This window comes from Paenibacillus antri (assembly GCF_005765165.1).
Lineage (GTDB): Bacteria > Bacillota > Bacilli > Paenibacillales > YIM-B00363 > Paenibacillus_AE > Paenibacillus_AE antri.
Window position 1 is genome coordinate 1 of the sequence record NZ_VCIW01000025.1, and the last position, 22,274, is coordinate 22,274.

A 22,274-nucleotide genomic window follows, 5' to 3' on the forward strand; every position below is an offset into this window, starting at 1 on the left:
CCCTTGGGTATCTACCCCCTCATCGGTTCGAAAAGGAATACCATAAGCAACTCCAGGCTTCATAGACTTGTGTCCACTTTCTTGACAGAAGTCCAAAACCGCCGGTCCAAGCGCGGATTCGCGCTTACAAGCGGAAGCTTCCGTCTAAACCGCCGGTATAAGCGCGGATTCGCGCTTAAAAGCGGAAGCTTCCGTCTAAACCGCCGGTCCAAGCGCGGATTCGCGCTTACTTGCGGATACCTCCGTCTAAACCGCCGGTATAAGCGCGGATTCGCGCTTACAAGCGAAGCTTCCGTCAAAACCGCCGGTCCAAGCGCGGATTCGCGCTTACAAGCGGAAGCTTCCGTCTAAACCGCCGGTATAAGCGCGGATTCGCGCTTACAAGCGAAGCTTCCGTCAAAACCGCCGGTCCAAGCGCGGATTCGCGCTTAGAAGCGGAAACCTCCGCCAAAACCGCCGGTCCAAGCGCGGATTCGCGCTTAAAAGCGGAAACCTCCGCCAAAACCGCCGGTCTAAGCGCGGATTCGCGCTTGCTAGGCGGTGCCCCCCCCCCCCCCCCCCCCCCCCCCCCCCCCGCCTCTCCGCCGAGCGTAGCGCCGATGCGCATGACGGAGGAGCCGGCGCAAAAATGCCGTTACAGCCCGCCCGCCGGATGGTAAAATATACAAAACATTCACGAATCGGAGGGCGATGACGATGAAACGCGTGCGAATCGCAGGAACGGACTTGGTCGGCTCGTCGCTGGCGCTCGGCGGAGTTCCGCTCGGCAGCCGGCTGGATCGGGAGGCGTCCTTCGCGTTGATGGACCGCTACGTCGACGCGGGCGGCAACATGATCGACACGGCCGAAGTGTACGCCAATTGGCTGCCCGGCGAGACGAGCGTAAGCGAGAAGACGATCGGCGCTTGGATGAAGGCGAGGAACAACCGCAACGCGCTGATCGTCACGACCAAGGGGGCGCACCCGCGCATCCCGACGATGCATATCGCGAGAATGTCGCCGCAGGAGATCGCCCGAGACATCGAAGACAGCTTGAAGCGGCTGCAGGTGGACACAATCGATCTGTATTGGCTGCACCGCGACGACCGCGACAGACCCGTGGGGGACATCCTCGAGACGTTGAACGAGCAAGTCCGGGCGGGGAACATCCGTTATTTCGGCTGCTCGAACTGGACGGCGGAACGGATCGGGGAGGCGCAGCGATACGCGGCCGAGCACGGCGTGCAAGGCTTCTCGGCGAATCAGCCGATGTGGAGCGTCGCCGCCGTCGACGCGGCGAAGTTCCAGGATCCTACGCTCGTTGCGATGGACGAGAAGATGCACCGCCTTCACCGAACGTCCGGCCTAACGGCGATTCCGTATTCGTCCCAGGCGCAAGGCTTGTTCGCGAAGCTTCAGGACGGGCGGCTCTCTCTCGACGGCGATGCGGAAGGAGTCGCGCCTCACTATCGAACGGAGGACAACCGGAGGAAGCTGGAACGCATCCGGACGATCGCGGAGAACAAGTCGCTCTCCTTCACGCAAATCGCGTTGGCGTATTTGACGTCGCAGCCGTTCCCGGCGATCCCGATCGTCGGCTGCCACACGGAAGAGCAGCTCCTGGACTGCCTAACGGCGGACGAGACGCGGTTTACGGAGGAAGAGCTGGCGTACTTATCCTAATCAACGAAACGAAAGACGGCGGACAGGGCGCAAACGCCCCGACCGCCGTCTTTCAATTCTACATCCTCGCCGTCACATATCCCATCTTGGTCGAGATGCGGTCGGCGACTTCGATCAAGACGCCCGCCAGCTCGCGCTCCCGCTCCGGCAAGCGGATGTCCGAGAGCGGGCCGGACAAGCTGATCCCCGCCACGACCTTGCCGCTTCGTCCCCGCAGAGGCGCCGCGATGCAGGCCCTTCCGAGCGCCAGCTCTTCAAGCTCCATCGCGTAGCCGCTCGAACGTACCTGTTCCAGTTCCTCCTGCAGCGCCGCTAAATCGGTAATCGTTCGATCCGTGTATGCGGTCAGTTCGATCCGGTCCAGCAGCGCCGCCGCCTCCTCGCGGCCGAGGTGCGCGAGCAGCACTTTGCCGATGCCCGTGTTGTACAGCGGGTTGCTCCGTCCGAGCAAGGTGTACATTCGCGGGGACCGATGGCTGTCCACATGCGCCAAATAAAACATGGATTGCGCCTTCAGCACGGCCACGTTCGCGCCGAGGCCGAGCCGCCGCTCCAGGTCGAACAGCTCGGGCAGCGCCAGCTTCCGGATTTCGGAATTGTTCAGCGCGATGCCGCCGAGCGTAATGATCTGATGCCCCAGCCGGTAAAACCCGCTGAATTCGTCCTTCTCCACATAGCCCAAGCTGACCATCGTCGCGAGCAGCCGGGAGACGTTGCTCTGCGTCAAGTTCAGCTTCTTCGAAAAGTCGATCACGCGCAGCTCCGGCTGTTCGTCGGAGAAGCAGGATAATATGGCCAACGCCCGGGTCACGCTCTGGGTAATCATCGGATTCGCTTGTTCCGTCTTCATGGGGATCCATCCCTCGTAAGAGTATGATGCATTCATTGTACCTGATATCGTTCGAAAATTCTCATCGCGCCTCGCGCGCTCAAACGGTCCGATTCCTCCTCGGACACGACGACGACGTCGAGCTCCGGATACCGCTCCCGAACCAGCGGCCCGAAGATCGACGGATACAACGATTTGCCGTATAGCACGAGGCGCGGCGTCCGCGGCGTGATCATCTCCCGCAGCAGGGCGAAGTCGAGCGAGAGCAAGGCGCCGAGGTAGAAGCTCGTCGCCCGCCCCTTGCCTGCCGCCTCCATCGTCTCCGCGACCCGCACGGAGAACAGGGCTCTGCCGAAGCCCGCCCGTTCGGCCGTCTCCAGCCCTTTCCGCACCCAAGCCTCGTCCGGCTCGAATTCGGAGAGGGACTGCAGGCTGCTTTTCAAAATCGTCTGCTGCATAATCGTCATCATCAATTCCCCGGTGATGGACGTCCGGCATCCCTCGATGCGTCCCTGCCTGAGCAGAATGCATTTATGATGCGAGCCGTAATGCATAAATAAGAGATCGCCCCACCCTAGATCGGGTTCCACTCCTTCTAAATACCCGAAGATCTCGGCCTCCTCGCCCCGCATCATATCCTTCTCCGCGATGTCCGAGTCCGCCCCGAACCCCGTCTTCACGCCGGGAATGAAATAGATCGGCCGGTCCGCGATGTCCGGGAACGTCCTCGCCACGAGCCCGGAAGCGATGTCGTCGAGGCCGGCGGGCGCTTCGCGGTGCGGAATCTCGAGCAAGCCGACGCCCGAGGTGATCATGCCGGACGCCACGATGGCGTCGATCTCGTCGAGCGCGCACGAATGCGCTTCCAACAGTTCCGCGATGCAATCGCGAAGGGCGTCCGTCACGACGCTCTTGTCCCCGCGGATCGCGACGTCCTTAGCCCCCGCCTGCCGAACGGCGCTGCCGACGACGCTCTCACCGTCGTATAGTCGCACGCGGCTCGAGGTCGTGCCGGAATCGATGACGAATAGTTTCAAGATCGTATCCCCTCCAAATTTCCGAAGTGAAATATTGTATTGTAATATGTTCATTCGCATTATAGAATATGGTTGTGTAATTGGCAATTGTTATTCGACTTAGAAGGTTGCTTTACGGAATACAGCAGAGGGGGCACGCCGTGAACATTACCGCAATCGAAGTTTTTCCCTTGAAAATCCGCAACGAACCGGTGTATTTGGGAGATTCCCGGGGGCTGGACCCGGCGCGCGATTACTACATCCGACCGGAGTATCGCTCCATCTATTCCCGCAATCTCGAGACGCTGCTGGTGAAGATCGAAGCGGACGACGGATCGCACGGGTGGGGCGAAGCGTTGGCGCCCGTCGGCCCCGAGGTAACCGGGGAGATCGTCGAGCGGCTCTTATCGCCGTTCCTGATCGGCGAGGATCCGAGGGATATCGACGTGATCTGGAACAAGCTGTACGACTCCATGAGAGAACGAGGCTACTTCTCCGGGTTTATGGTCGACGCCATTACGGCGGTCGATATCGCCCTATGGGACCTCCTCGGAAAGTCGGTCGGACTCCCCGTCTATCGGCTGCTCGGCGGCGCGCATCGGAAGCGGATCCCGGCGTACGTCTCGGGCATCCCTAGACAGACCAAGGAAGAGCGTGTCCAGCTCGCTCTGGAGTGGAAGGCGCGCGGCTTCGAGGCGATCAAGCTGCACCTCGGCTACGGCGTACGGGAGGACGCGAGCATCGCGGCGGAGATGCGCGAAGCGCTCGGAGACGACTTCCGGCTCATGATCGACGCGCATTGGAAATACAGCGTGCCCGACGCCATCCGGTTGGGACGCCGGTTGGAAGCGCTTGGAGTCGAGTTCTTGGAAGCGCCTACACTGCCCGAGGATATCGACGGCCACGTCGAGATTTGCCGAGCGCTGGACATGGCGGTGGCGATCGGCGAAGCGAAGCGGACGCGGTATCAGTTCAAGGAGCGGCTCGTGAAACGCGCAGCGGATCTATTGCAGCCGGACGTAGGCCGGGCGGGCATCGGCGAGACGCGGAAGATCGCCAATATGGCGGAGGCGTTCAATATCAAGGTCGCGCCTCACCTGAGCGTAGGGCTGGGCGTTTGCACGGCGGCGACCTTGCACCTGAGCGCGGCGATTCCGAATTTTCACATCTTGGAGTACCAACCGTCCGTGCTCCCCGTGGCGAATAAGCTGCTGAAGGATCCGATCGCATGCGAGGGGGGCTTCTACGAGCTGCCGGAAGGGCCGGGGCTCGGCGTGGAGCTGGACGAAGAGAAGCTTAGAAGCTGGATGAAGCGGTAACGCCGCGAGACGAATTTTACATAAGAGCGCGAGGAGAGAATGCGAACATGTCAACGAATCAAGCATCCTTGAAAGGCGTTTACCCGATTTTGGCCACCCCGTTTACCGAAACGGGAGAGGTGGATGAGCAAAGCTTGCGCGAGCTCGTTCGCTTCCAGCTGGCGGCGAAGGTGGACGGCATCGCCCTGTTCGGCAACGCCAGCGAGATGTACACGCTGCTGGAGCGGGAGCGGGAGTTGATCGCCGGCATCGTCGTCGACGAAGTGAAAGGACGGGTGCCCCTCGTCTTCGGCAGCGGCCACACGGGACTCGAAGGCGCGGTGCAGCTGAGCAAGTGGGCGCAGAAGGCGGGCGCGGACGCGCTGATGGTGCTGCCGCCTTATATGGTGAAGCCGGACGGGAAGCGGATGATCGAATATTTCGGCGCGATCGCGAAGGCGGTCGACGTGCCGATCATGTTGCAGGACGCTCCGATCGCTAGCGGCGTGAGCATTCCGGTCCCCGCGATGGCGAAGCTGGCGAAGGAATACGAGAACATCGCTTACGTGAAGGTGGAGGCGCCGCCGACGACGGTGAAGATCACGGAGGTCATCGAGCAATCGGAAGGACGCCTTACGGTGTTCGGCGGGTTGAACGGCATGTACTATTACGAAGAGCTATGCCGCGGCGCGGTCGGCACGATGCCGGCTTGCGAGTTCCCGGACGTGTGCGTGCAGATTTATCAGTTGTTCGTTTCCGGGGACAAGGATGCGGCCAGAGCGCTATTCTACCGATATCTGCCTTTCATCCGCATCGGAACGATCGCCGGATTCGCCATGGCCGTCCATAAGGAAGTGCTGAAGGCGGGCGGCGTCATTCGATCCGCATACGTGCGCAATCCGAACGCTCCGATCGACGATATCTTGCGCAGCGAAGCGTTCGAAACGTTGAAGGGACTCGACCCGCTCGTGTTGAATTGGAAGAGGTAAGAAAACCGCTATTATGGGGGAACTAAACTTGTTACTCTCGGGCAGGAAGGCTTTCATTACTGGGGCGGGCGGAAGGCTCGGAGGGGCCATCGCCGAACGATTCGCGTCGGAAGGCTGCGCCGTGCTGCTCTCGGACGTGAACGTCCGGAACGCGGAGGCCGCGGCGGAACGTTTACGGGCGCAAGGACTTCAAGCGGAAGCCGTTCCGCTTGACGTGACGGACGAGGACGCGGTGCGGCGGACGTTCGCGGCGATCCCCGAGCTGGACATTCTGGTCAACAACGCGGGCGTTACGCGCGGACGTTCCGTGCAAGAGTCGACGCTGCAGGAATGGAACGATACGATTCAAGTGAACCTTACGTCGATGTTTCTCTGCAGCAAATACGCGCTGCCGCTGCTGCAACGGTCGCCGGCGCCGGCGATCGTCAATATGTCGTCGATCAACGCCATCCGGTCGAACCCGGGACTCGCGGCGTACTCCGCGGCGAAGAGCGGCATTCTGGCGTTCACCGAACAGCTGGCGATCGAAGGCGCCGCGCATCGCATTCGCGCGAATTGCATCTCGCCCGGCCGAACGATGACCGAGGAAGAGCAAGCGAAGCGCTCGGGCGATCCGGTCTTCGAGATCGACCGGGATTGCTATCCGTTAGGACGTCTCGGCTTTCCGTCCGACGTGGCGAACGCCGCCTTATTCCTCGCTTCCGACCTCTCCGCGTTCGTGAACGGCGTCAATCTGGTCGTCGACGGCGGCATGACGCTTCTTGCGACGAGCGGCCTCGTCCGGCCGGACTTGCGGCAGCGGTGGAAGACGGGGAGATATATGCTGGAGTCGGAGGAGTAGTCGCCCATGAGCCGTTATCGCTATGAATGGCTTGAACGGGACGGCGAATCGATCTGCCGGTTGATCGACGCGCAGGAGGAAGCCGAAGCGCACCTCCTTCCCGGCTTCGGCATGAACGTCGTCCGCTACGTCTCTCAGGGGAGGGACGTTCTGCTGCAGCCGCCTTCCTTCGCGGCGCTGCGGGAGACGCCGTTCCGTTACGGCATCCCGGCGCTCGCCCCGCCGGGGCGAACGAGCGGAGGCGCGTTCGAGCATCGAGGCGTCCGGTACGCGCTGCCGGTCAAGTCCGGGAAGCACAATATGCACGGAGAAATCGGCATCGCGCCTTGGCGGATCGGGCGGCAGGGGGCGGACGCGGAGCAGGGAGCGTTCCTGCAAGCCGAGTACGCGTACCGGGACGATCCGGTCCGCTTCGCCGCTTATCCGGCCGACCTGCGCTTCGCCGTAACATACCGGCTGAAGGAAGGAGAGCTGTCCCTTGAAGGCAGCGTGCGGAACGAGGGGAGCAGGCATGCCCCCCTCGCGCTCGGGTATCATCCGTACTTCGCCTGCGACCGAGGCCGCACGACGCTCCGCATCCCGGCCTATGCGCAGTGGACGATGAACGAGGACGGCGGAGCGGGCGCCCCGCCGAAGGCGTCGAGCCTAGCCGACTCGCTTCGGGAAGGGCTGGAACTATCCCGGATCGAAGGAAACCTGCATTATCTCCAATGCCGCGAGTTCGCCATGGATCCAAGGGGAACCGATGCGTACGAATGCCGGCTGGAGGATCGAGGCCTCGATCGAACCATTCGTTACGAGACGGACGGCTTGTTCGCCGTGACGGTCTTGTTTCTTCCTCCGTGGGGGGAGTCGGTTTCTTTGGAACCGCATACATGCATACCGGACGCTTATAACCTGCCGTTGGATGCGCTAGATACCGGCGCGCTGGAGCTGGCGCCCGGAGAAGAGAGACGATTCGGATGGCGCATCGCGGTCGACAACGGCGCATCCGCTTAAGGAGGATATGAACATGAAGGTTACGAATGTAGAAGTATATATCGTGAAGCTCCGGCCGACGGGGACGGTGCAGAAGGGCGGCAAGCGGTTCATTACGGACGATTATTTCGTCGCCGACAGCAACCGCCGCTCCTGCGTCTATTCCGTGAACGCGGAGACGGTATTCGTGAAGGTGACGACGGACGAAGGCATCGTCGGCTGGGGCGAAATTTTGGCGCCGACGAACCCGGAGGTCGTAGCGACGATCCTAAAGCACCACTTGGCGCCGATGGCGCTCGGCGAAGACCCGATGAGAAACCAGTATTTATGGGACAAAATGCTCGACACGCTCCGCGAACGCGGGTATACTGGCGGGTACTTGGTCGACGCGATGGCGGGCCTCGACATTGCCTTCTGGGACATTAAGGGGAAGGCGCTCGGCCAGCCGGTCTATGCGCTTCTCGGCGGACCCTACCGCGACAAGCTGCGTTGCTATTGCTCCAGCGTGCCGGGAGCGGACGTCAAGGAGCGGCTCGAGAATGTAGATCGGTTGAAGGAAGAAGGCTTCGACGCCGTGAAGATTCACACGTTCGGCAGAGGGAAGAAGCTCGATCTGGAGCTGCTCGAAGCGATCCGCGCCAAGTACGACGCGACCGAGATGGACCTCATGTTCGACGCGCACGGCAAGTGCACGCACACGGAGGCGTATACGTTAGGCCGGGCGTTAAGCGAGATGGACGCGATGTTCTTCGAGGCGCCGCTCACGTTCGAGGACCGGGAAGGCCATCGCAAGCTGGCGGAGGCGATCGACACCGCCGTCGCCGTAGGGGAGCCGCTTCGCACGATTTATACGTTCAAGGATTGGATCGCCTCCGGCGCCGCGGAAGTGGTGCAGCCGGACATGGGGCGGAACGGCATCACGGAGATGATGCGGATCGCTCATTTGGCGGAAGCGTTCCACGTCCCGTTCGCGCCGCATTTGAGCGCGCATCAAGCCGTCGGTCACGCCGCGTCGATTCATGTGTCCGCGGCGATCTCGAATTTCCTCATCTACGAATACCAACCGAGCGCCCTGAAGCGAAGCGCGGATTACTCGAACGCTTCCTTCCGGTTGGAGCGGGGAGAGATCGTCGTGCCGAACGACCCGGGCCTCGGCGTAGACATCGACGAGCAGGCGATGCGAGGGGCGGTCACGGAGTATTTCGAAGTCAAAGCGTAAGATCATCGGCACCGGGGAAACCCATCTTAACATCGGAGGTCTGAGATGAAGGATGCGGCCTATCGAATTTTAATCGTGGACGACGACGAAGAAGTCAGGAACGGCCTGGCGGAGATCGTGGATTGGAAGAGCTGCGGCTTTCAGGTGGCGGCCGTGCTGAAGGACGGCGAGGAAGCGATTCGTTACCTGCAGGACGCCCGCGTCGATGTCGTCCTCTCGGACATTCGAATGACGTTCGTGTCGGGCTTACACCTCGCGAAGCATATTTACGAACATCGGATCCCGGCGAAGGTCGTTCTGATCAGCGGATACCAGGAGTTCGAGCTGGCGAAGGAAGCGCTCCGGTATAACGTGCAGGATTATTTATTGAAGCCGACGGATCTGGACGAGGTTTACAAGGTGTTCCGCGGCTTGAAGGAGCAGCTCGATCAGGAGCGGCTCGACCGGAATCGGCTGGCGATGGAAAAGGAGATGCGCGAGCAGATGGTGCGGTATTTAAGGGAACGCTACCTCCCCCATCTGCTGCTCGATACGACCGCCGACGAGGAAGAAATCATGCGGCAGTTCGAGATGATCGGTCTGAACATCGACCCGAGTACGTGCGCCTGCGCTCCCGTTCGAATCGATTGGACCCCCGCTTCCCCGGCGGATACGGTGCAGCGCGCGCTGCTGGGCGGCCTGATCGAGAACGCGTCGACCGTCACGCTGCTGCCGTACGGTCCGATCGACCGCCCGTTGACGATGCTGGCGGTCGGAGTCGATCCGGAGAAGGGCGAGCTGACGGAGGAGATCGAACGGATCTTCCGCCAGGCGTCGTCCCGACTGCGTTCCTTGATCGGGCTGACGATCGAATGGCGGGTAGAAACCGTATACGGCCGATTGATCGATTTCTTGGAGGAGCAGCGCTCCCTCCGCCTGCGAACGGAACCGACGACGGACGGGCGGCCGCGGCAGTGGAAGGAAGACAAGCGCCGTTGGATCGAATGTTTGGAGGCGGGGAAATACGAGGAGGCGGGCCGGCTGCTGAAGTTATATCTCGCGACGTACGGCGGGGAGAGGATCGACGACGTCAAGTCGATCCTCATTCAGCTGTTCGGCAGCTTGAGCGCGGTGTACGCGGCGGAAAGCGGCAGCGCCCGGCTCATGCAGCTGTGCAAATCCGAAGACTTGAAAGAGATCGAGCGGATCAGCGAATCGCTCCTGCAAGGATTGAGCCGGCGGGAAGAAGAAGCGGGGATGAACGCCGAGACCGAGCGGAGGGTCATCTCGAAGGCGAAGCAATACATCCGGGAAAATCTCGGGAAGGACCTTACCTTATCCGAAGTAGCGGATTTCGTCTATTTGAATCCGGTATATCTGAGCCGACTCTTCAAGCTGGAAACCGGGAGCGGCTTCTCGGATTACGTCACGGAGGTTCGGATGAATTTAGCCGCTCAACTGCTGCGGGATACGAATTTGAAAATTTACGAAATATGCGAGAAGGCCGGCTACAAGGACGTCAGACACTTTTACAAGCTGTTTAAGCGGTATGCGGGCTTCTCGCCCAGCGAATATCGGGAACGCGCCGAGTGATCTCGCGTTAGGGCCCGAAGAAGAGAGGAGGATTCCGAATGCGCATCGCGAACGTCGAAGCGCTGCCGATTCGACTGCCCGCGTACGACGCCGCAGCCCCTTCGAACGAGACGGAACGCTACCGGACGTCGCGCGCGAACGGAACCGCGTACGCGAACCGGCCCGAAGCGTTGTTCGTCAGAGTCGAGACCGACGAAGGAACGATCGGTTGGGGAGAGGCGCTCGCTCCCGTCGCCCCGGAAGCGACCGGCGCATGGATCGAGAAGTTTCTGAAGGAGCTGCTGATCGGCAAGGACCCGCGGAATCCCAGGGCGCTCTGGCGGGAGATGTACGATTCCATGCGTGTAAGGGGCAATACGACGGGCGTATTCTTGGACGCGATCGCGGCTTTGGATATCGCCATGTGGGACTTGAAGGGGAAGAGTCTGGGCGTCCCCGTCTGGAGCTTGCTGGGAGGCAAGGTTCGCGACGAGATTCCCGTATACGTCTCGGGACTCTCGGGCGCGAACGAAGGACAGAAGACGGAGTCGGCGCTGGCCTACATGGAGGCCGGCTTTTCCGCGTTTAAGGGCGTACCGCTGACCGAAGCGTTCCGAGACGCCGTCGGACCGGATGCCGTGCTGCTTTATGACGCCCTCTGGCGATTTACGTTGGACGAGGCGATCGCCTTCTCCGACCGATTGCGCGAGCTGCAGGTCGCCTTCTTCGAATGTCCGCTCGCACCGGAAGCCATCGACGACCATAGAACGCTTAGGAAGAAGACGTCCGTTCCGGTCGCGCTGGGCGAGGCGGAGCGAACGAGATACCAATTCAAGGAGCTGCTAGTGCGAGAAGCCGCCGACTTCCTTCAGCCGGACGTCGGACGCACGGGCATTAGCGAGTTTCAGGCGATCGCCGAGCTGGGCGAAGCGTTCCATCGTCGAATCGCGCCTCACTCCAGCTCGGGCTTAGGGGTGTGCATCGCCGCATCGATTCATGCAAGCGCGGCCGCACCGAACTTGTACATGCTGGAGTGGAAGCCGAACGTCTTCGAATCGGCGAATCGGCTGCTGCTCCAGCCGCTGACGTGCAAGGGAGGAGCGCTCGCGATTCCGCATGGCCCCGGGTTGGGCGTCGAACCGGATTACGCCGCATTGAAACAACTCGTGATTTAATTTTCGCGCGGAAGAAGGTTACCTTGGGGGGACGACATGAAGGAAAGAGCATCGTTGTGGACGTATATCCGAAATTACAAATTCAAGAGCATCTTCATTAAAAACTTCATGATCGTCCTGTTTCTGCTGATGGTCCCCTTGGTATGCCTGCATTATCTTGTATTTCTATATAACGATTCGACGATGCGGGAGGAAGTCAGCCGCGCGAGCGCCAGTGAGCTGACCCGGATCCGCGACACGGTGGACATCATCATGGCGGAGGCGGAAAGCCTCGGCATCCGACTCGGCGCCGATCCGGACGTCGAACTGTTTCTATCGGAAAAAAACATCGAATATCCCCTCGGTTACTCCATGATTTCAAGAATTCGGAGGATTCAAGAAATCCTCGGCACCTCGATGGTAACGAATCCTTACGTGGACTCGATCCAAATTTACGCAAAAAACGAGAACAACGATTATTTGCTTTCCTCGACGAGCGGAGGAGCGTTGGACAAGTACGAACACCGGTGGTGGTACGACGAATACTTGGCCAAGAAGGACGAACGGAACTTCTGGGTCAGCGCGCTCCGGAAGCCGACGCTCGATACGACGGAATACAGCTTGGTCATATTCCGCAAGCTTCCGATGGGCGGCGCGAACAAAGAAGGCCTGCTGACCGTCACGATCAGCGCCGAACAGCTGAGACCGCTGCTGAAGGAGATTACGCCGGAACAGGAAATCTACATATTAGATCGGCAAGGGAACATCGTCTACACGCAGGAACAGGGCTTAATAACTAAACCCATCGAGTCCCATCATCCGCAATTGCCGTTTCCGTTATTGTCGGGAACGCCGTTCTCCGACATTATTCGGTACGAAGGCATGGATCGGATCGTCTCGGCGGTACCGTCCTCCCGCGGCGAATGGACGTATCTTTCCATCGTTCCGCTGGAGCATTACGAATCGAGGCAAAGCCAGCTCCGTTCCTTCATTTTTCTGCTGTTCGCGCTCGGGATCGGCTCCAGCTTCTTGATCGCGTTTCTCATTTCCGTCCAGACGTACCAACCGATTCGGGGGATCTTAAACTTGCTGGAGAGCAGTCATCCGCCGATGAGAGACTTCAAGAGCAGGGCGTCCGGCGTCGAAAACAACGAAATCAAATACATCGCGGCTACGATTCTGGAATCCTCGGAACAGAAGAAGGAGATGGAGCAGGAGCTGCGGCGCAGGTACGAGATGATGAGCAAAGCGCAAGGCATCGCGCTGCAGGCGCAAATCAATCCTCACATGCTGTACAACACGCTGGAAGCGATCAATTGGAAGGTTATGCGGCTGACGAACGGCAAGAACGAGGCGTCCGTCATGATCCACACGCTGTCTAGACTGCTGCGGCTCAGCTTGTCGACCGGGGACAACATTATTCCGCTCCGGGCGGAGATGGAGCACGCCAGATTGTATGTGGAGGTGCAGCAGCTTCACTATAAGGATCAATTGGAAGTTATTTGGAAAATTAACGGAAGCATTCTCGACTTTCCGACGGTGAAGCTTACGCTGCAGCCGATTATCGAGAACGCCATCTATCATGGGATTAAGCCTTCCGGCCGGCCTGGCGTCATCAGCATTATCGGCTACGAGGAGAGGGAGTCCGTCGTGCTGAAAATCAAAGACAACGGGGTCGGACTCAGCCAAGCGGCGGCGGATAAGCTAAACCTAGATATCCAATCCGACGAAATCAAGGAAGACGCCCATATCGGGCTCAGCAACGTAAACCAAAGAATTCGGCTCGTCTTCGGAGAAGCGTACGGCGTTCGCATTTACGGCAAGGAAAGGGAAGGGACGATCGTCGAGATGCGGATACCGAAACGGACGTAAGTGGTTCCCGCCGCACCAAATGTCAACGGCGCCCCACCACGATGAAAGCGATAACAATAAAGCGTTTACATCCCCTCACTATTTGTAGATTGAGGGGAATTTTTATATCGGGAGGAGGGTTTTATACTGAAGTCAGGAAAGTCCGGTAAGTCCCAAGATGGAGAGGAGAGACATCGACGTGGCGCAATCCAATCCCGACATCGAAGGCTCCGTTCAGCCTATTCGAATCGTTGCGGCGAAAAAAGAAAGCTTCCTGAAATACTTTATCAAAAATAAGTGGCTGTACATCTTTTTGATTCCCGGGTTGTTGTATTTTCTCATTTTTAAATACGCGCCGATGTTCGGCATCGTCATCGCGTTCAAACAATTGAGCTTGGCGAAAGGGATCTGGGGCAGCGAATGGATCGGCCTCGCCAACTTCGAGACGTTGTTTTCTTCCGCGCACTTCATTAGGGTTCTAAGGAACTCGATCTTGCTCAGCGTGTACCAGATTGTTTTCGGCTTCCCGGCGCCGATCATCCTGGCGCTAATGCTGAACGAGGTTAGGCAGATGGCGTTCAAGCGGATATCGCAGACGATTCTGTATTTGCCTCATTTTATTTCATGGGTCGTATTGGCCGGCATCGTCATCAACTTCCTCTCTCCGACGGACGGCATCGCGAATCAAATCGTAACGGCCTTCGGCGGCGAGCCGATCAAGTTTTTGCAGGAACCGCAATATTTCAGAACGATTATCGTCAGCGCCGAAATTTGGAAAGGCATCGGCTGGGGAACCATAATCTATTTGGCTGCGATGACGGGCATCGATCCGACGTTGTACGAGTCGGCCAAGATCGACGGCGCCTCGCGGATGCAGCGGATATTATACATTACGATTCCCGGGATCGCGACGACGGTCGTCATCATGCTTCTTCTGAGTCTCGGGAACATTCTGGACAACGGCTTCGAGCAGGTGTTCCTGTTATATAACCCGGTGACGTACGAGACGGGCGATATTTTCGAGACGTATACGTACCGCATCGGCCTGCAAGACGGACGACTGTCCTACGCAACGGCGGTCGGGTTATTCAAGAGCGTGGTCGGATTTATCTTAATCATTTCGGCGAACTACGCGGCCCGTAAAATCAGCGGGAAATCCATTTGGTAGGAGGGAAGAGAATGCGCCTCAAATTCAGCCTTTTCGATGCTGTCAACAATACGCTTGTCGCGCTCGTCACGCTATTGATGCTTTTCCCGTTCTTGAACGTGTTCGCCGTATCCATCAGCGAATACTCCGCCTACGTGGAAAATCCGATGCGGATCTGGCCGAAGGACATCTCGTTCAAAGCGTATCAGGAAATCATGAAGCATCCGGTGCTGTGGTCCAGCTACTTGAATACGATTATCGTCACCGTCTCCGGCGTATTGATCGGCATCTTCCTCTATCTCGTGACGGCATACCCGTTGTCCAAGAAGCACCTTAGAGGCCGCGGGCTGATCATGGTCGCCATCGTGTTCACGATGCTGTTCAACGGGGGACTCATCCCGAACTATTATTTGATGCGCGAGCTCGGACTGATCAATACGCTGGCCGCTCTCGTGCTGCCGGCGCTCATTACCGGCTTCAATCTGATTTTGATGAAGACGTTCATGGAACATATTCCGGAGGAGTTGGAAGAAGCGGCTCGCATCGACGGCGCGTCCGACCCTTACATTTTGTTCCGCATCGTCGCTCCGCTGTCGGGACCGATTATCGCGACGCTCTGTTTGTTTTCGGCCGTAGGGTACTGGAACAACTTCTATAATGCGATCGTGTATATCCGCGATGTGGATAAGTGGCCGCTCATGCTGTTCCTGCGCGAAATTATCGAGGGCTCGAAGCTGAACTCGATCATGGGCGGCGGCGGGGATAACGCGGCGGAGACTTCGAACCTGAACATCACGCCCGTCACCCTTCAGTACGCCACGCTGATGATCGTCATGATCCCGATTCTCTGCGTATATCCGTTCCTGCAAAAATATTTCGTCAAAGGCATCATGCTCGGTTCCGTGAAAGGCTGACGATCGGTAGTAGAGGCACAAGCCTTTATTATAAATAACAAATTATATGAGGGGAGTTTTACCATGAAGCGACCTTTTAAAAGTATGCTCAGCTTCGGGATCGTCACGACGATGCTCGTGTTAGCCGCCTGCTCCGGCAACGGCTCCGGCGGAGAGGAGCCGAGCGGTTCGAGCACGACCGAGACGCCGCCTGCCGGAGGCGCGACCGCGGAAACGCCGAAGACCGAAACGCCGGCCGCGCCGACCGGGATCGATACGTCGGAGCGGGTCACGATCAAGATTATGGCCAACTTCAACCCGGCGGACGTCGCGCCGGCGGACCAAGCGTTGTTCGACAAGGTCGAAGCGGCGCTGAACGTCGATTTGGAATGGATCGTCCCGCCGTCGACGGGATACAAGGAGCAGCTTCAGCTGTCGCTCGTCTCCGGGGATTATCCGGACATGGTCATGTTCCCGGCCGAGACGGACGAGACGTTCCTGAACGCCGTCAACGAGGGCATCGTCATCCCGGTGAATCCGTTCCTGGACCTGCTGCCGAATATTAAGCAATACACGTACGACGTCTCTTGGGAAGCGCTCGAGACGCTGCGCGACGGCAATATTTACGGCATTCCGCGCACGTCGGTCGCCCGGAACGACGGTTTCATCATCCGTCAGGATTGGCTCGACAATCTCGGCATTCAGGTGCCGGAGAGCCGCGAAGTGACGATCGATCAATTCACCGACATTCTGCGCAAGTTTACGTTCGACGATCCGGACGGGAACGGCAAGAACGACACGTACGGCTTTGCGGGCTATCTCAATACGACGAAATTGATCGATCCGATTCTATCGTCCCAATTCGGCAACTTAGGCTGGCAGAAGTCGTCCGGCGGGGAATTCGAATATATGACGCCGATGTACGACAAAAACTCGACGGTATATAAGGACGTGCTCGCTTATACGCAGATGGCGTTCAAGGAAGGGCTCGTCGACCCGGATTCGGCCGTCGTCGACCGGAGCGCGTCGATCGACCGGTTCAAGCGCGGCATTACGGGCATTCGCTACGAATTCTCCGGGAATGCGCCGGGCGCCGAGAAAGCTGGGAAAGAACTCAATCCGGAGACGGAAATTTCGTATATCTTCATTCAGGATAAGCAAGGCGAGCTGAAAGGCGTCGCCTACGGTACGGCGATTTTCGGCGTATGGGGCGTCACGAACAAGGCGAAGCACCCGGAACGCGCGCTGCAGGTGCTCGATTGGCTGCTTTCGGACGAAGGCTTCGATATGGTGAAATACGGCGTCGAAGGCGTCGAGTACAATGTGGTGGACGGACAAAAGCAATACATCCCCGAGGTCACGGCGCCTTGGCGCAAAGCGATCGTGCGCAGAGCGGGCGACGGCGACTTCTTCATCGACCCAAAGCTGCCCGAAGAAGAAAGACAGATCGTGAAGAAGTGGGTCGACCGTTCGATCGAGACCGTCGCGTTCTCTTTGGATCAAGGATACGTCCCGCCGGCGTCGAGGGAACCGGATTACATGGATTTCAAGCTGATCTGGGACGAGACGATTACGAAAATCATGATCGGCGAGCTGCCGGTCGACGAATTCGACAACCTGCTGGCGCAATGGTACGAGAAGGGCGGCCAGAAGTACGTCGAGCAAATGAACGAGTACATCAAGAGCTCGCAACAGTAATTTCATCCGAGAATCCGCTTGCCGCCGCTTCCACAGGGCGGCAAGCGGACTTATAAGGCCTATATAACGACATCGTTCGAGGAGGAAGATGATGAGGAAGCTGCTCGCGTTGCTGCTCACGATCTGTCTTGTCATTCCGGCCTTCCCGGCTTCGCCCGCGCGCGCCGCGGAAGAGCCGGCGGGAGAGACCCGGCACTATTGGATTACGCCTTACGCCTTCAAGTCGTTCGGCACTTGGACGTTGTCAGGCGACTGGGTGACCGGCCGGGCGACGGCTTCGATTCCCGGAGAAGCCAACGGCGAAGGAGGAGAGCCTGCCATCGCCGAGGTCAACATTACGAAAGCGGCCAATTACAGGCTGTGGGTCCGCGATCGCGACTATGCGACGAACCAGCCGGGCACCCGAACGTTCCACGTCGCGGTCGACGGCGTCATGGCCGCCGAACGGTTCGGCGACCATGGCATGGAGGGCTTCCGGTGGTCCGAGGTCGGGGTTTATTTTCTGGAGGAAGGCGTTCACGAGCTGGCGCTCGTAGATACCTCCGGTTTCTTCGCCAGAAGCGAAGGGTTCTTCCTATCCGAAGACGTAAGCTTGGTTCCGCCCGAGAATAAGGAAGAGCTGATGAAGATCGTCAAGCCCATGAGTCCGTTCGAATCGCTGCCGCCCGCCGACTTCCCGGCTTGGGCGAGGGAGGACGTGACCCCGGTCGAGTCCGAGTCGATCGAGAACGATTCCGTGAAGGTCGTGTTCCATCGGGGCGCCGGCGCGCAGGGCGATCTCGTGCAGAACGAGATCTTCGTGAAGGACGCCGGGCAATGGGTTTCGGTGAAGGGAAAGACGGAGGAGCTCGGCTTCCTGATGATGTCCGCGCTGAACAGCGAATTCGCCGGCGAGAACGAGCAGTTCACGCTCGTCGAGCAGACCGTCATAATCAACGGACGGGAGGTGACCGCCGTCGCGGAGGACTTCTTCACGACCGGCGTGCCGGTCTGGTTCATCCCGTCCGACTTCGAGAAGGTCGCGGACAATAAGATCGAGCTGACCTTCCCGAACACGGAAGCGGATCTGACGGTAACGTTCGAGTTGGATGCGCTTACGGACGATCCGAAAGTGACGCTGAACGCCGTATTCCCGCAGCAGGGCGCATATTCGTTCATGCTGTTCAGCGGCGACGGCGTCGATTATGCGGATTACGATACGGTGACCGCCCCGTTGCTGTACGTGAAGAAGGCCGTGCCGCAGAGCTCCAGCATGATCCCGGAAAGCTATTTGTTTACGCCGATGGCTACCTTGCACTTCAAAGAACATCAATCGAAGGTCCCAGGGAAGCAGCTGACCTCCGGGGTCGTCATGGACCCGACCAGCGTGCCGCAAGGCTACGTATATCCGGACACCTCTCACTTCGGCTTGGTGTTGAGGGATCAAGCGCGGAACGTCCGGCCGCAGCTGATCGCCCCGCTGTTCGGTACGGAGCACAGCCGCTTCGACAGCGGCGACAGCTACCAGGTATCTTACCGGATCGTAAACCATCTGAATTCATGGTACGACACGCTGACGCATGTGTCGGAAGAGATGTTCAACCTTAGAGACTTGCGGACGAACTACTTCCATTCGCTGAACGAAGCGATCTACAACGCTACGGACTTAATGATGGACGACGACTACGGCGGTTGGGATCCCGTCAACATGGCGCACTACAACATGGAAGAGCGGCATCTGTCCACAACGTCCAACGCTATGACGGCGGTGCAGCGATACTTGCTGACGGAAAACGAAGCGATCTTGGACGAACGCGCCGTCCCCACGCTCGCGTTCCTGCTCAGCCGTCTGAACTATCACTTTAAGATTACGAACAGCCCAGGTGGGGGCAACTACGTCGCGAACCCGCCGTCGCCGATGGGCGGGCCGGTCGCGAACTATTCGGCCAGCGTCTACGGCGGCTTGTACGAGATGACGCAAGGACGCATGCCGTTCCTGATGGATACGGCGATCGGCTCCGCGAAGGAAACCGGCAACTTGGCCGGCGTCGCCGACCAGGCGGCGCTGTACAAATATACCGGAGACCCGGCTTACGTCGCCAAGGCGAAGGCGTCCGCGGATCAATATTTGGCGAATTATCCGAATTCGCCGACGAACCGGGAATCGCGGTTCGTCAGCGGCTTTATTTACGGCGATTACATTCCGATGGTGACGACGTTTTTGGCCGCCTACGAGGCTACCGGGGAACAGAAATATCTGAACGCGGCGGAGGAGAGCGCGCGGCTGCTCGTCACCGGCTTGTGGACGACGGGGTATCACAACGGCTTTGCCGAGTCCGACTATACGGTGGACCCGGTCGCCACGGCGGAACGGCCGCTCGTCGCGGACCGCTTCACGTTCTGGTGGCACGGCGATCAGCAATGGCGGCTCGGCAATCCCGACGGGCTCGCGCTGCCGCCGCAGGAAGCCGGACCGCCGCTGCAGGAGGAGACCGCGCCGGGCTGGATCATCGCCAAAGCGGGCATGGGTACCGAGCATCCGCGGACGCCCGGACACGGCAACGTCATCACGATGAACAACTGGGCAGGGATGCTGGTGAAGCTGTCGGAGTATACCGGGGATCCGTATTTCGAGACGATGGCGCGCAACGCGATGATCGGCCGATTCGGCAATTACCCCGGTTATTATCAAGACCGGCCGATCCTGCATCAGATGAAGGCGGATTATCCGTACGTCGGACCGGATTTCACGTCGATTTATTGGCACCATATCCCGGTCTTCATCTCCATGCTTGAGGATTTCTTGATCAACAGCGCATGGGCGAAGTCCGACCGGAACATCTCCTTCCCGTCGATCTACCAGTCCGGCTATGCCTACTTCGCCTCGAATCAGTTCGGCCATGCGCCGGGACGGTTCTACGACGAAGAAGACATGTGGCTGTGGCTCGACAGAGGCATTATAGAACCGGACACCGTGGAGATCGATTATATTGCGGCCCGGAAGGACGGCGTTCTCGGCCTGGCGTTGATGAACGAGGGCAACGAGACCGTGACAAGCACGATCGCGCTAGGGGAGAAGGTCGTCGGCGGCGAAGGGTACGTCGGCACGGCGACCGTGTACGAAGCGAACGGAGCGGCGTCTCAGATCGCCGTCGTCGACGGTAGCTTCACGATCTCGATTCCCGCGAAGGGCATCCGGTCGGTCCTGCTGCGGCTTCCCGGCGTGGAAGCGCCGGCGTACGCGAATCCGGATTACGAGTATTCCAACAAGGCGGGAGAAACCGTATCGCAGCACACGAGAGGCAAAGGGCATGTCATTCAGATTTCGCCGGAGAGCTATCACGCTTACGTCTATATCTCCGATAAGGACGACGCGACGAGCAAGCTGCAGATGACGTACCGGATCGGCGACGGACCGTCTCAGACCGTGGAAAATGTCGGATATCCCTATGAGTTTTTGATTAAGGTCGACGATCCGACGAAGAAATTCACGTATTCGCTGCAAGCGACGAAGACGAACGGGCAAATCGAAAGTCTCGGCGGCGGGACGCTTGCGCCGAACGACTTCGCGGACGGGGGCATCGAGTTCCCGGAGACCGTGTACGACTTCGAAGCGTTCGACACGACCGTGACGACGAAAGGCGATAACGCGACAGAAGGCGTCATCCGCTTCGTCGTCCCGGTCGCGGACTTCCCGTTCGAGGTGACGGAGAACCTGTTGATCGGTCTTCGCGTCACGAGCGAGTTCAAGCACAAGACGAACGGTTCCGTACTGCCGTTCGACAGCGTCATCAAGCGCAATGAAGTTCGCACGAACGGGACGACCGTGTTGGTGCTTTATCCGACCGCGACGGTTCCCGTTCGGAACTACAGCGATTATAACGTTACGCTGACCGTTCATCCGCCGGCGCCGCTGGGCGCATTCGATCCCTTCGACGTCCGGGTGAACTTCCCGGGCATGAATCCGTCGGAAGGCGTCATCCGCCTCGTCGTCCCCGTCGCGCCGTTCCCGTTCCCGGTTACGGAAAATTACTTAAAGGACCTACGCATTACGGGAACGCTCACGCATAAGGCGGACGGCTCGCCGCTCGCATTGGACAGCAGGATCGTAAGGAACGAGGTGCGTCCGGACGGTACGACCGTCTTGGTGGTGCTGCCTACGGCGGAGGTGCCGCTAAAGGATTATCGCGACTACAACATCGATCTGACGATTCACCCGATCGACCTGACGGCGCCGACGACGAACGTCGAGCTTGCGCCGACGACCGGCGAAGCCGAAGTCAACGGGTGGTATAAGAGTCCGGTGAACGTATCCTTGCACGCGACGGACGACGTATCGGGCGTGAAGGATACGGTATACCGCCTGAACGGCGGCGAGTGGACCGCATACGTCGGACCGTTCTCGATCGCCGATGACGGGGACTTCATGCTGGAGTATTACAGTACGGATAACGCCGGGAATTCGGAATCCGCGAAGACGGCGGCGTTCCGCATCGACCGGACGGCGCCGGAATCGACGGCCGCGGTTGCACCGGTCGGCGAAGGCGGAGCCGGCGGTTGGTACGCCGCCCCCGTACAAGTCGCCATCGCCGCGGCGGACGGGGGATCGTCGGTGACGGAATCCGTCTACCGCGTGAACGAAGGCGCATGGGCCGTCTACGCCGGTCCGTTCGTTATCGCCGATGACGGAACGTATACGGTGGAATATTACAGCGCGGACGCCGCCGGCAACGTCGAAGGCGCGAAGGCGGTAAGCTTCCGCATCGATATGACGGCGCCCGAGGCGACGCTGTCGGCCGATCCCGGGACGATCTGGCCGCCGAACGGCAAGATGGTGCAGGTGCAAGCGACGGTGGAAGCGTCCGACGCCGGATCCGGGGTCGCGTCGGTGTCCTTGGTATCGATCGAAAGCAACGAACCGGCCGAAGAAGGAACGACGGACGTTCAGGATGCGAATTTCGGCACCGACGACCGGGAGTTCCAGCTGAGAGCGACGAGGCTCGGAACCGGCGACGGAAGAATATACACGATCGTATACGCGATCGAGGATGAAGCGGGGAATGCAACGACGGTAACGACGGAAGTACGCGTTCCGCATCATCAGGAATAGGCTAGGCACCTGAGATTGGGGGCGGTCGGATCGAAAGCGGCCGTCCGTCTCCCGCCTCG

Annotated in this window: 15 protein-coding genes; 13 read left to right on the forward strand and 2 right to left on the reverse strand. The window is 59.3% G+C overall.

Annotated features, from left to right (window positions below):
* Positions 1 to 696: 696 nt before the first annotated feature.
* Entirely contained in the window at positions 697 to 1,662 is a 966-nt protein-coding gene (locus FE782_RS27350) for an aldo/keto reductase (RefSeq protein ID WP_158299579.1), read from the forward strand.
* A gap of 58 nt (positions 1,663 to 1,720) precedes the next feature.
* Here FE782_RS27350 and FE782_RS27355 read toward each other — a convergent pair whose 3' ends face one another.
* Entirely contained in the window at positions 1,721 to 2,512 is a 792-nt protein-coding gene (locus FE782_RS27355) for an IclR family transcriptional regulator (protein ID WP_158299580.1), read from the reverse strand.
* 32 nt (positions 2,513 to 2,544) lie between these two features.
* Positions 2,545 to 3,528: a 2-dehydro-3-deoxygalactonokinase gene (locus FE782_RS27360; RefSeq protein WP_158299581.1), complete on the reverse strand. Its 984-nt coding sequence runs from the start codon at positions 3,526 to 3,528 to the stop codon at positions 2,545 to 2,547.
* Between the two features lie 140 nt (positions 3,529 to 3,668).
* On the opposite strand from FE782_RS27360, the gene FE782_RS27365 reads away from it, so the two are divergent.
* The 12 genes from FE782_RS27365 (at position 3,669) to FE782_RS27420 (ending at position 22,215) form a co-directional block, all read left to right on the forward strand.
* Entirely contained in the window at positions 3,669 to 4,826 is a 1,158-nt protein-coding gene (locus FE782_RS27365; protein WP_138197534.1) for a mandelate racemase/muconate lactonizing enzyme family protein, read from the forward strand.
* A 47-nt stretch (positions 4,827 to 4,873) separates the two neighbouring features.
* Positions 4,874 to 5,794 carry a dihydrodipicolinate synthase family protein gene (locus FE782_RS27370; RefSeq protein WP_138197535.1) on the forward strand — a complete coding sequence of 307 codons (921 nt, stop codon included), beginning with the start codon at positions 4,874 to 4,876 and terminating at the stop codon, positions 5,792 to 5,794.
* Between the two features lie 28 nt (positions 5,795 to 5,822).
* Positions 5,823 to 6,635: an SDR family NAD(P)-dependent oxidoreductase gene (locus FE782_RS27375; protein WP_158299582.1), complete on the forward strand. Its 813-nt coding sequence runs from the start codon at positions 5,823 to 5,825 to the stop codon at positions 6,633 to 6,635.
* A 6-nt stretch (positions 6,636 to 6,641) separates the two neighbouring features.
* On the forward strand, positions 6,642 to 7,634 hold the full coding sequence (locus tag FE782_RS27380; protein WP_138197537.1) for an aldose 1-epimerase: 993 nt from the start codon (positions 6,642 to 6,644) through the stop codon (positions 7,632 to 7,634).
* A 13-nt stretch (positions 7,635 to 7,647) separates the two neighbouring features.
* Positions 7,648 to 8,832 (forward strand): mandelate racemase/muconate lactonizing enzyme family protein, encoded by a 1,185-nt coding sequence (locus FE782_RS27385; protein ID WP_158299583.1) that lies wholly within the window; start codon positions 7,648 to 7,650, stop codon positions 8,830 to 8,832.
* 45 nt (positions 8,833 to 8,877) lie between these two features.
* Positions 8,878 to 10,404 carry a response regulator transcription factor gene (locus FE782_RS27390; protein WP_138197539.1) on the forward strand — a complete coding sequence of 509 codons (1,527 nt, stop codon included), beginning with the start codon at positions 8,878 to 8,880 and terminating at the stop codon, positions 10,402 to 10,404.
* 38 nt (positions 10,405 to 10,442) lie between these two features.
* A complete protein-coding gene (locus FE782_RS27395; RefSeq protein WP_138197540.1) occupies positions 10,443 to 11,558 on the forward strand; it encodes a mandelate racemase/muconate lactonizing enzyme family protein in 1,116 nt (371 codons plus the stop codon).
* Positions 11,559 to 11,594: 36 nt separating this feature from the next.
* Positions 11,595 to 13,409: a cache domain-containing sensor histidine kinase gene (locus FE782_RS27400; protein ID WP_138197541.1), complete on the forward strand. Its 1,815-nt coding sequence runs from the start codon at positions 11,595 to 11,597 to the stop codon at positions 13,407 to 13,409.
* A 178-nt stretch (positions 13,410 to 13,587) separates the two neighbouring features.
* A complete protein-coding gene (locus tag FE782_RS27405; RefSeq protein WP_238392680.1) occupies positions 13,588 to 14,556 on the forward strand; it encodes an ABC transporter permease in 969 nt (322 codons plus the stop codon).
* Between the two features lie 11 nt (positions 14,557 to 14,567).
* Entirely contained in the window at positions 14,568 to 15,449 is an 882-nt protein-coding gene (locus FE782_RS27410) for a carbohydrate ABC transporter permease (protein WP_138197543.1), read from the forward strand.
* 63 nt (positions 15,450 to 15,512) lie between these two features.
* Complete coding sequence (locus tag FE782_RS27415) at positions 15,513 to 17,126, forward strand: extracellular solute-binding protein (protein ID WP_138197544.1); 1,614 nt, start codon at positions 15,513 to 15,515, stop codon at positions 17,124 to 17,126.
* 91 nt (positions 17,127 to 17,217) lie between these two features.
* The gene (locus FE782_RS27420) at positions 17,218 to 22,215 is read left to right on the forward strand and encodes an OmpL47-type beta-barrel domain-containing protein (protein WP_138197545.1); all 4,998 of its coding nucleotides are present in this window, start codon (positions 17,218 to 17,220) and stop codon (positions 22,213 to 22,215) included.
* Positions 22,216 to 22,274: the final 59 nt, after the last annotated feature.

What these genes read in the sequence shown, in the direction of transcription:
- FE782_RS27350 (WP_158299579.1), top strand. Translation starts at nt 697, where the DNA reads ATGAAACGCGTGCGAATCGCAGGAACGGACTTGGTCGGCTCGTCGCTG.
- FE782_RS27355 (WP_158299580.1), bottom strand. Translation starts at nt 2,512, where the DNA reads ATGAAGACGGAACAAGCGAATCCGATGATTACCCAGAGCGTGACCCGG.
- FE782_RS27370 (WP_138197535.1), top strand. Translation starts at nt 4,874, where the DNA reads ATGTCAACGAATCAAGCATCCTTGAAAGGCGTTTACCCGATTTTGGCC.
- FE782_RS27380 (WP_138197537.1), top strand. Translation starts at nt 6,642, where the DNA reads ATGAGCCGTTATCGCTATGAATGGCTTGAACGGGACGGCGAATCGATC.
- FE782_RS27385 (WP_158299583.1), top strand. Translation starts at nt 7,648, where the DNA reads ATGAAGGTTACGAATGTAGAAGTATATATCGTGAAGCTCCGGCCGACG.
- FE782_RS27390 (WP_138197539.1), top strand. Translation starts at nt 8,878, where the DNA reads ATGAAGGATGCGGCCTATCGAATTTTAATCGTGGACGACGACGAAGAA.
- FE782_RS27395 (WP_138197540.1), top strand. Translation starts at nt 10,443, where the DNA reads ATGCGCATCGCGAACGTCGAAGCGCTGCCGATTCGACTGCCCGCGTAC.
- FE782_RS27400 (WP_138197541.1), top strand. Translation starts at nt 11,595, where the DNA reads ATGAAGGAAAGAGCATCGTTGTGGACGTATATCCGAAATTACAAATTC.
- FE782_RS27410 (WP_138197543.1), top strand. Translation starts at nt 14,568, where the DNA reads ATGCGCCTCAAATTCAGCCTTTTCGATGCTGTCAACAATACGCTTGTC.
- FE782_RS27415 (WP_138197544.1), top strand. Translation starts at nt 15,513, where the DNA reads ATGAAGCGACCTTTTAAAAGTATGCTCAGCTTCGGGATCGTCACGACG.
- FE782_RS27420 (WP_138197545.1), top strand. Translation starts at nt 17,218, where the DNA reads ATGAGGAAGCTGCTCGCGTTGCTGCTCACGATCTGTCTTGTCATTCCG.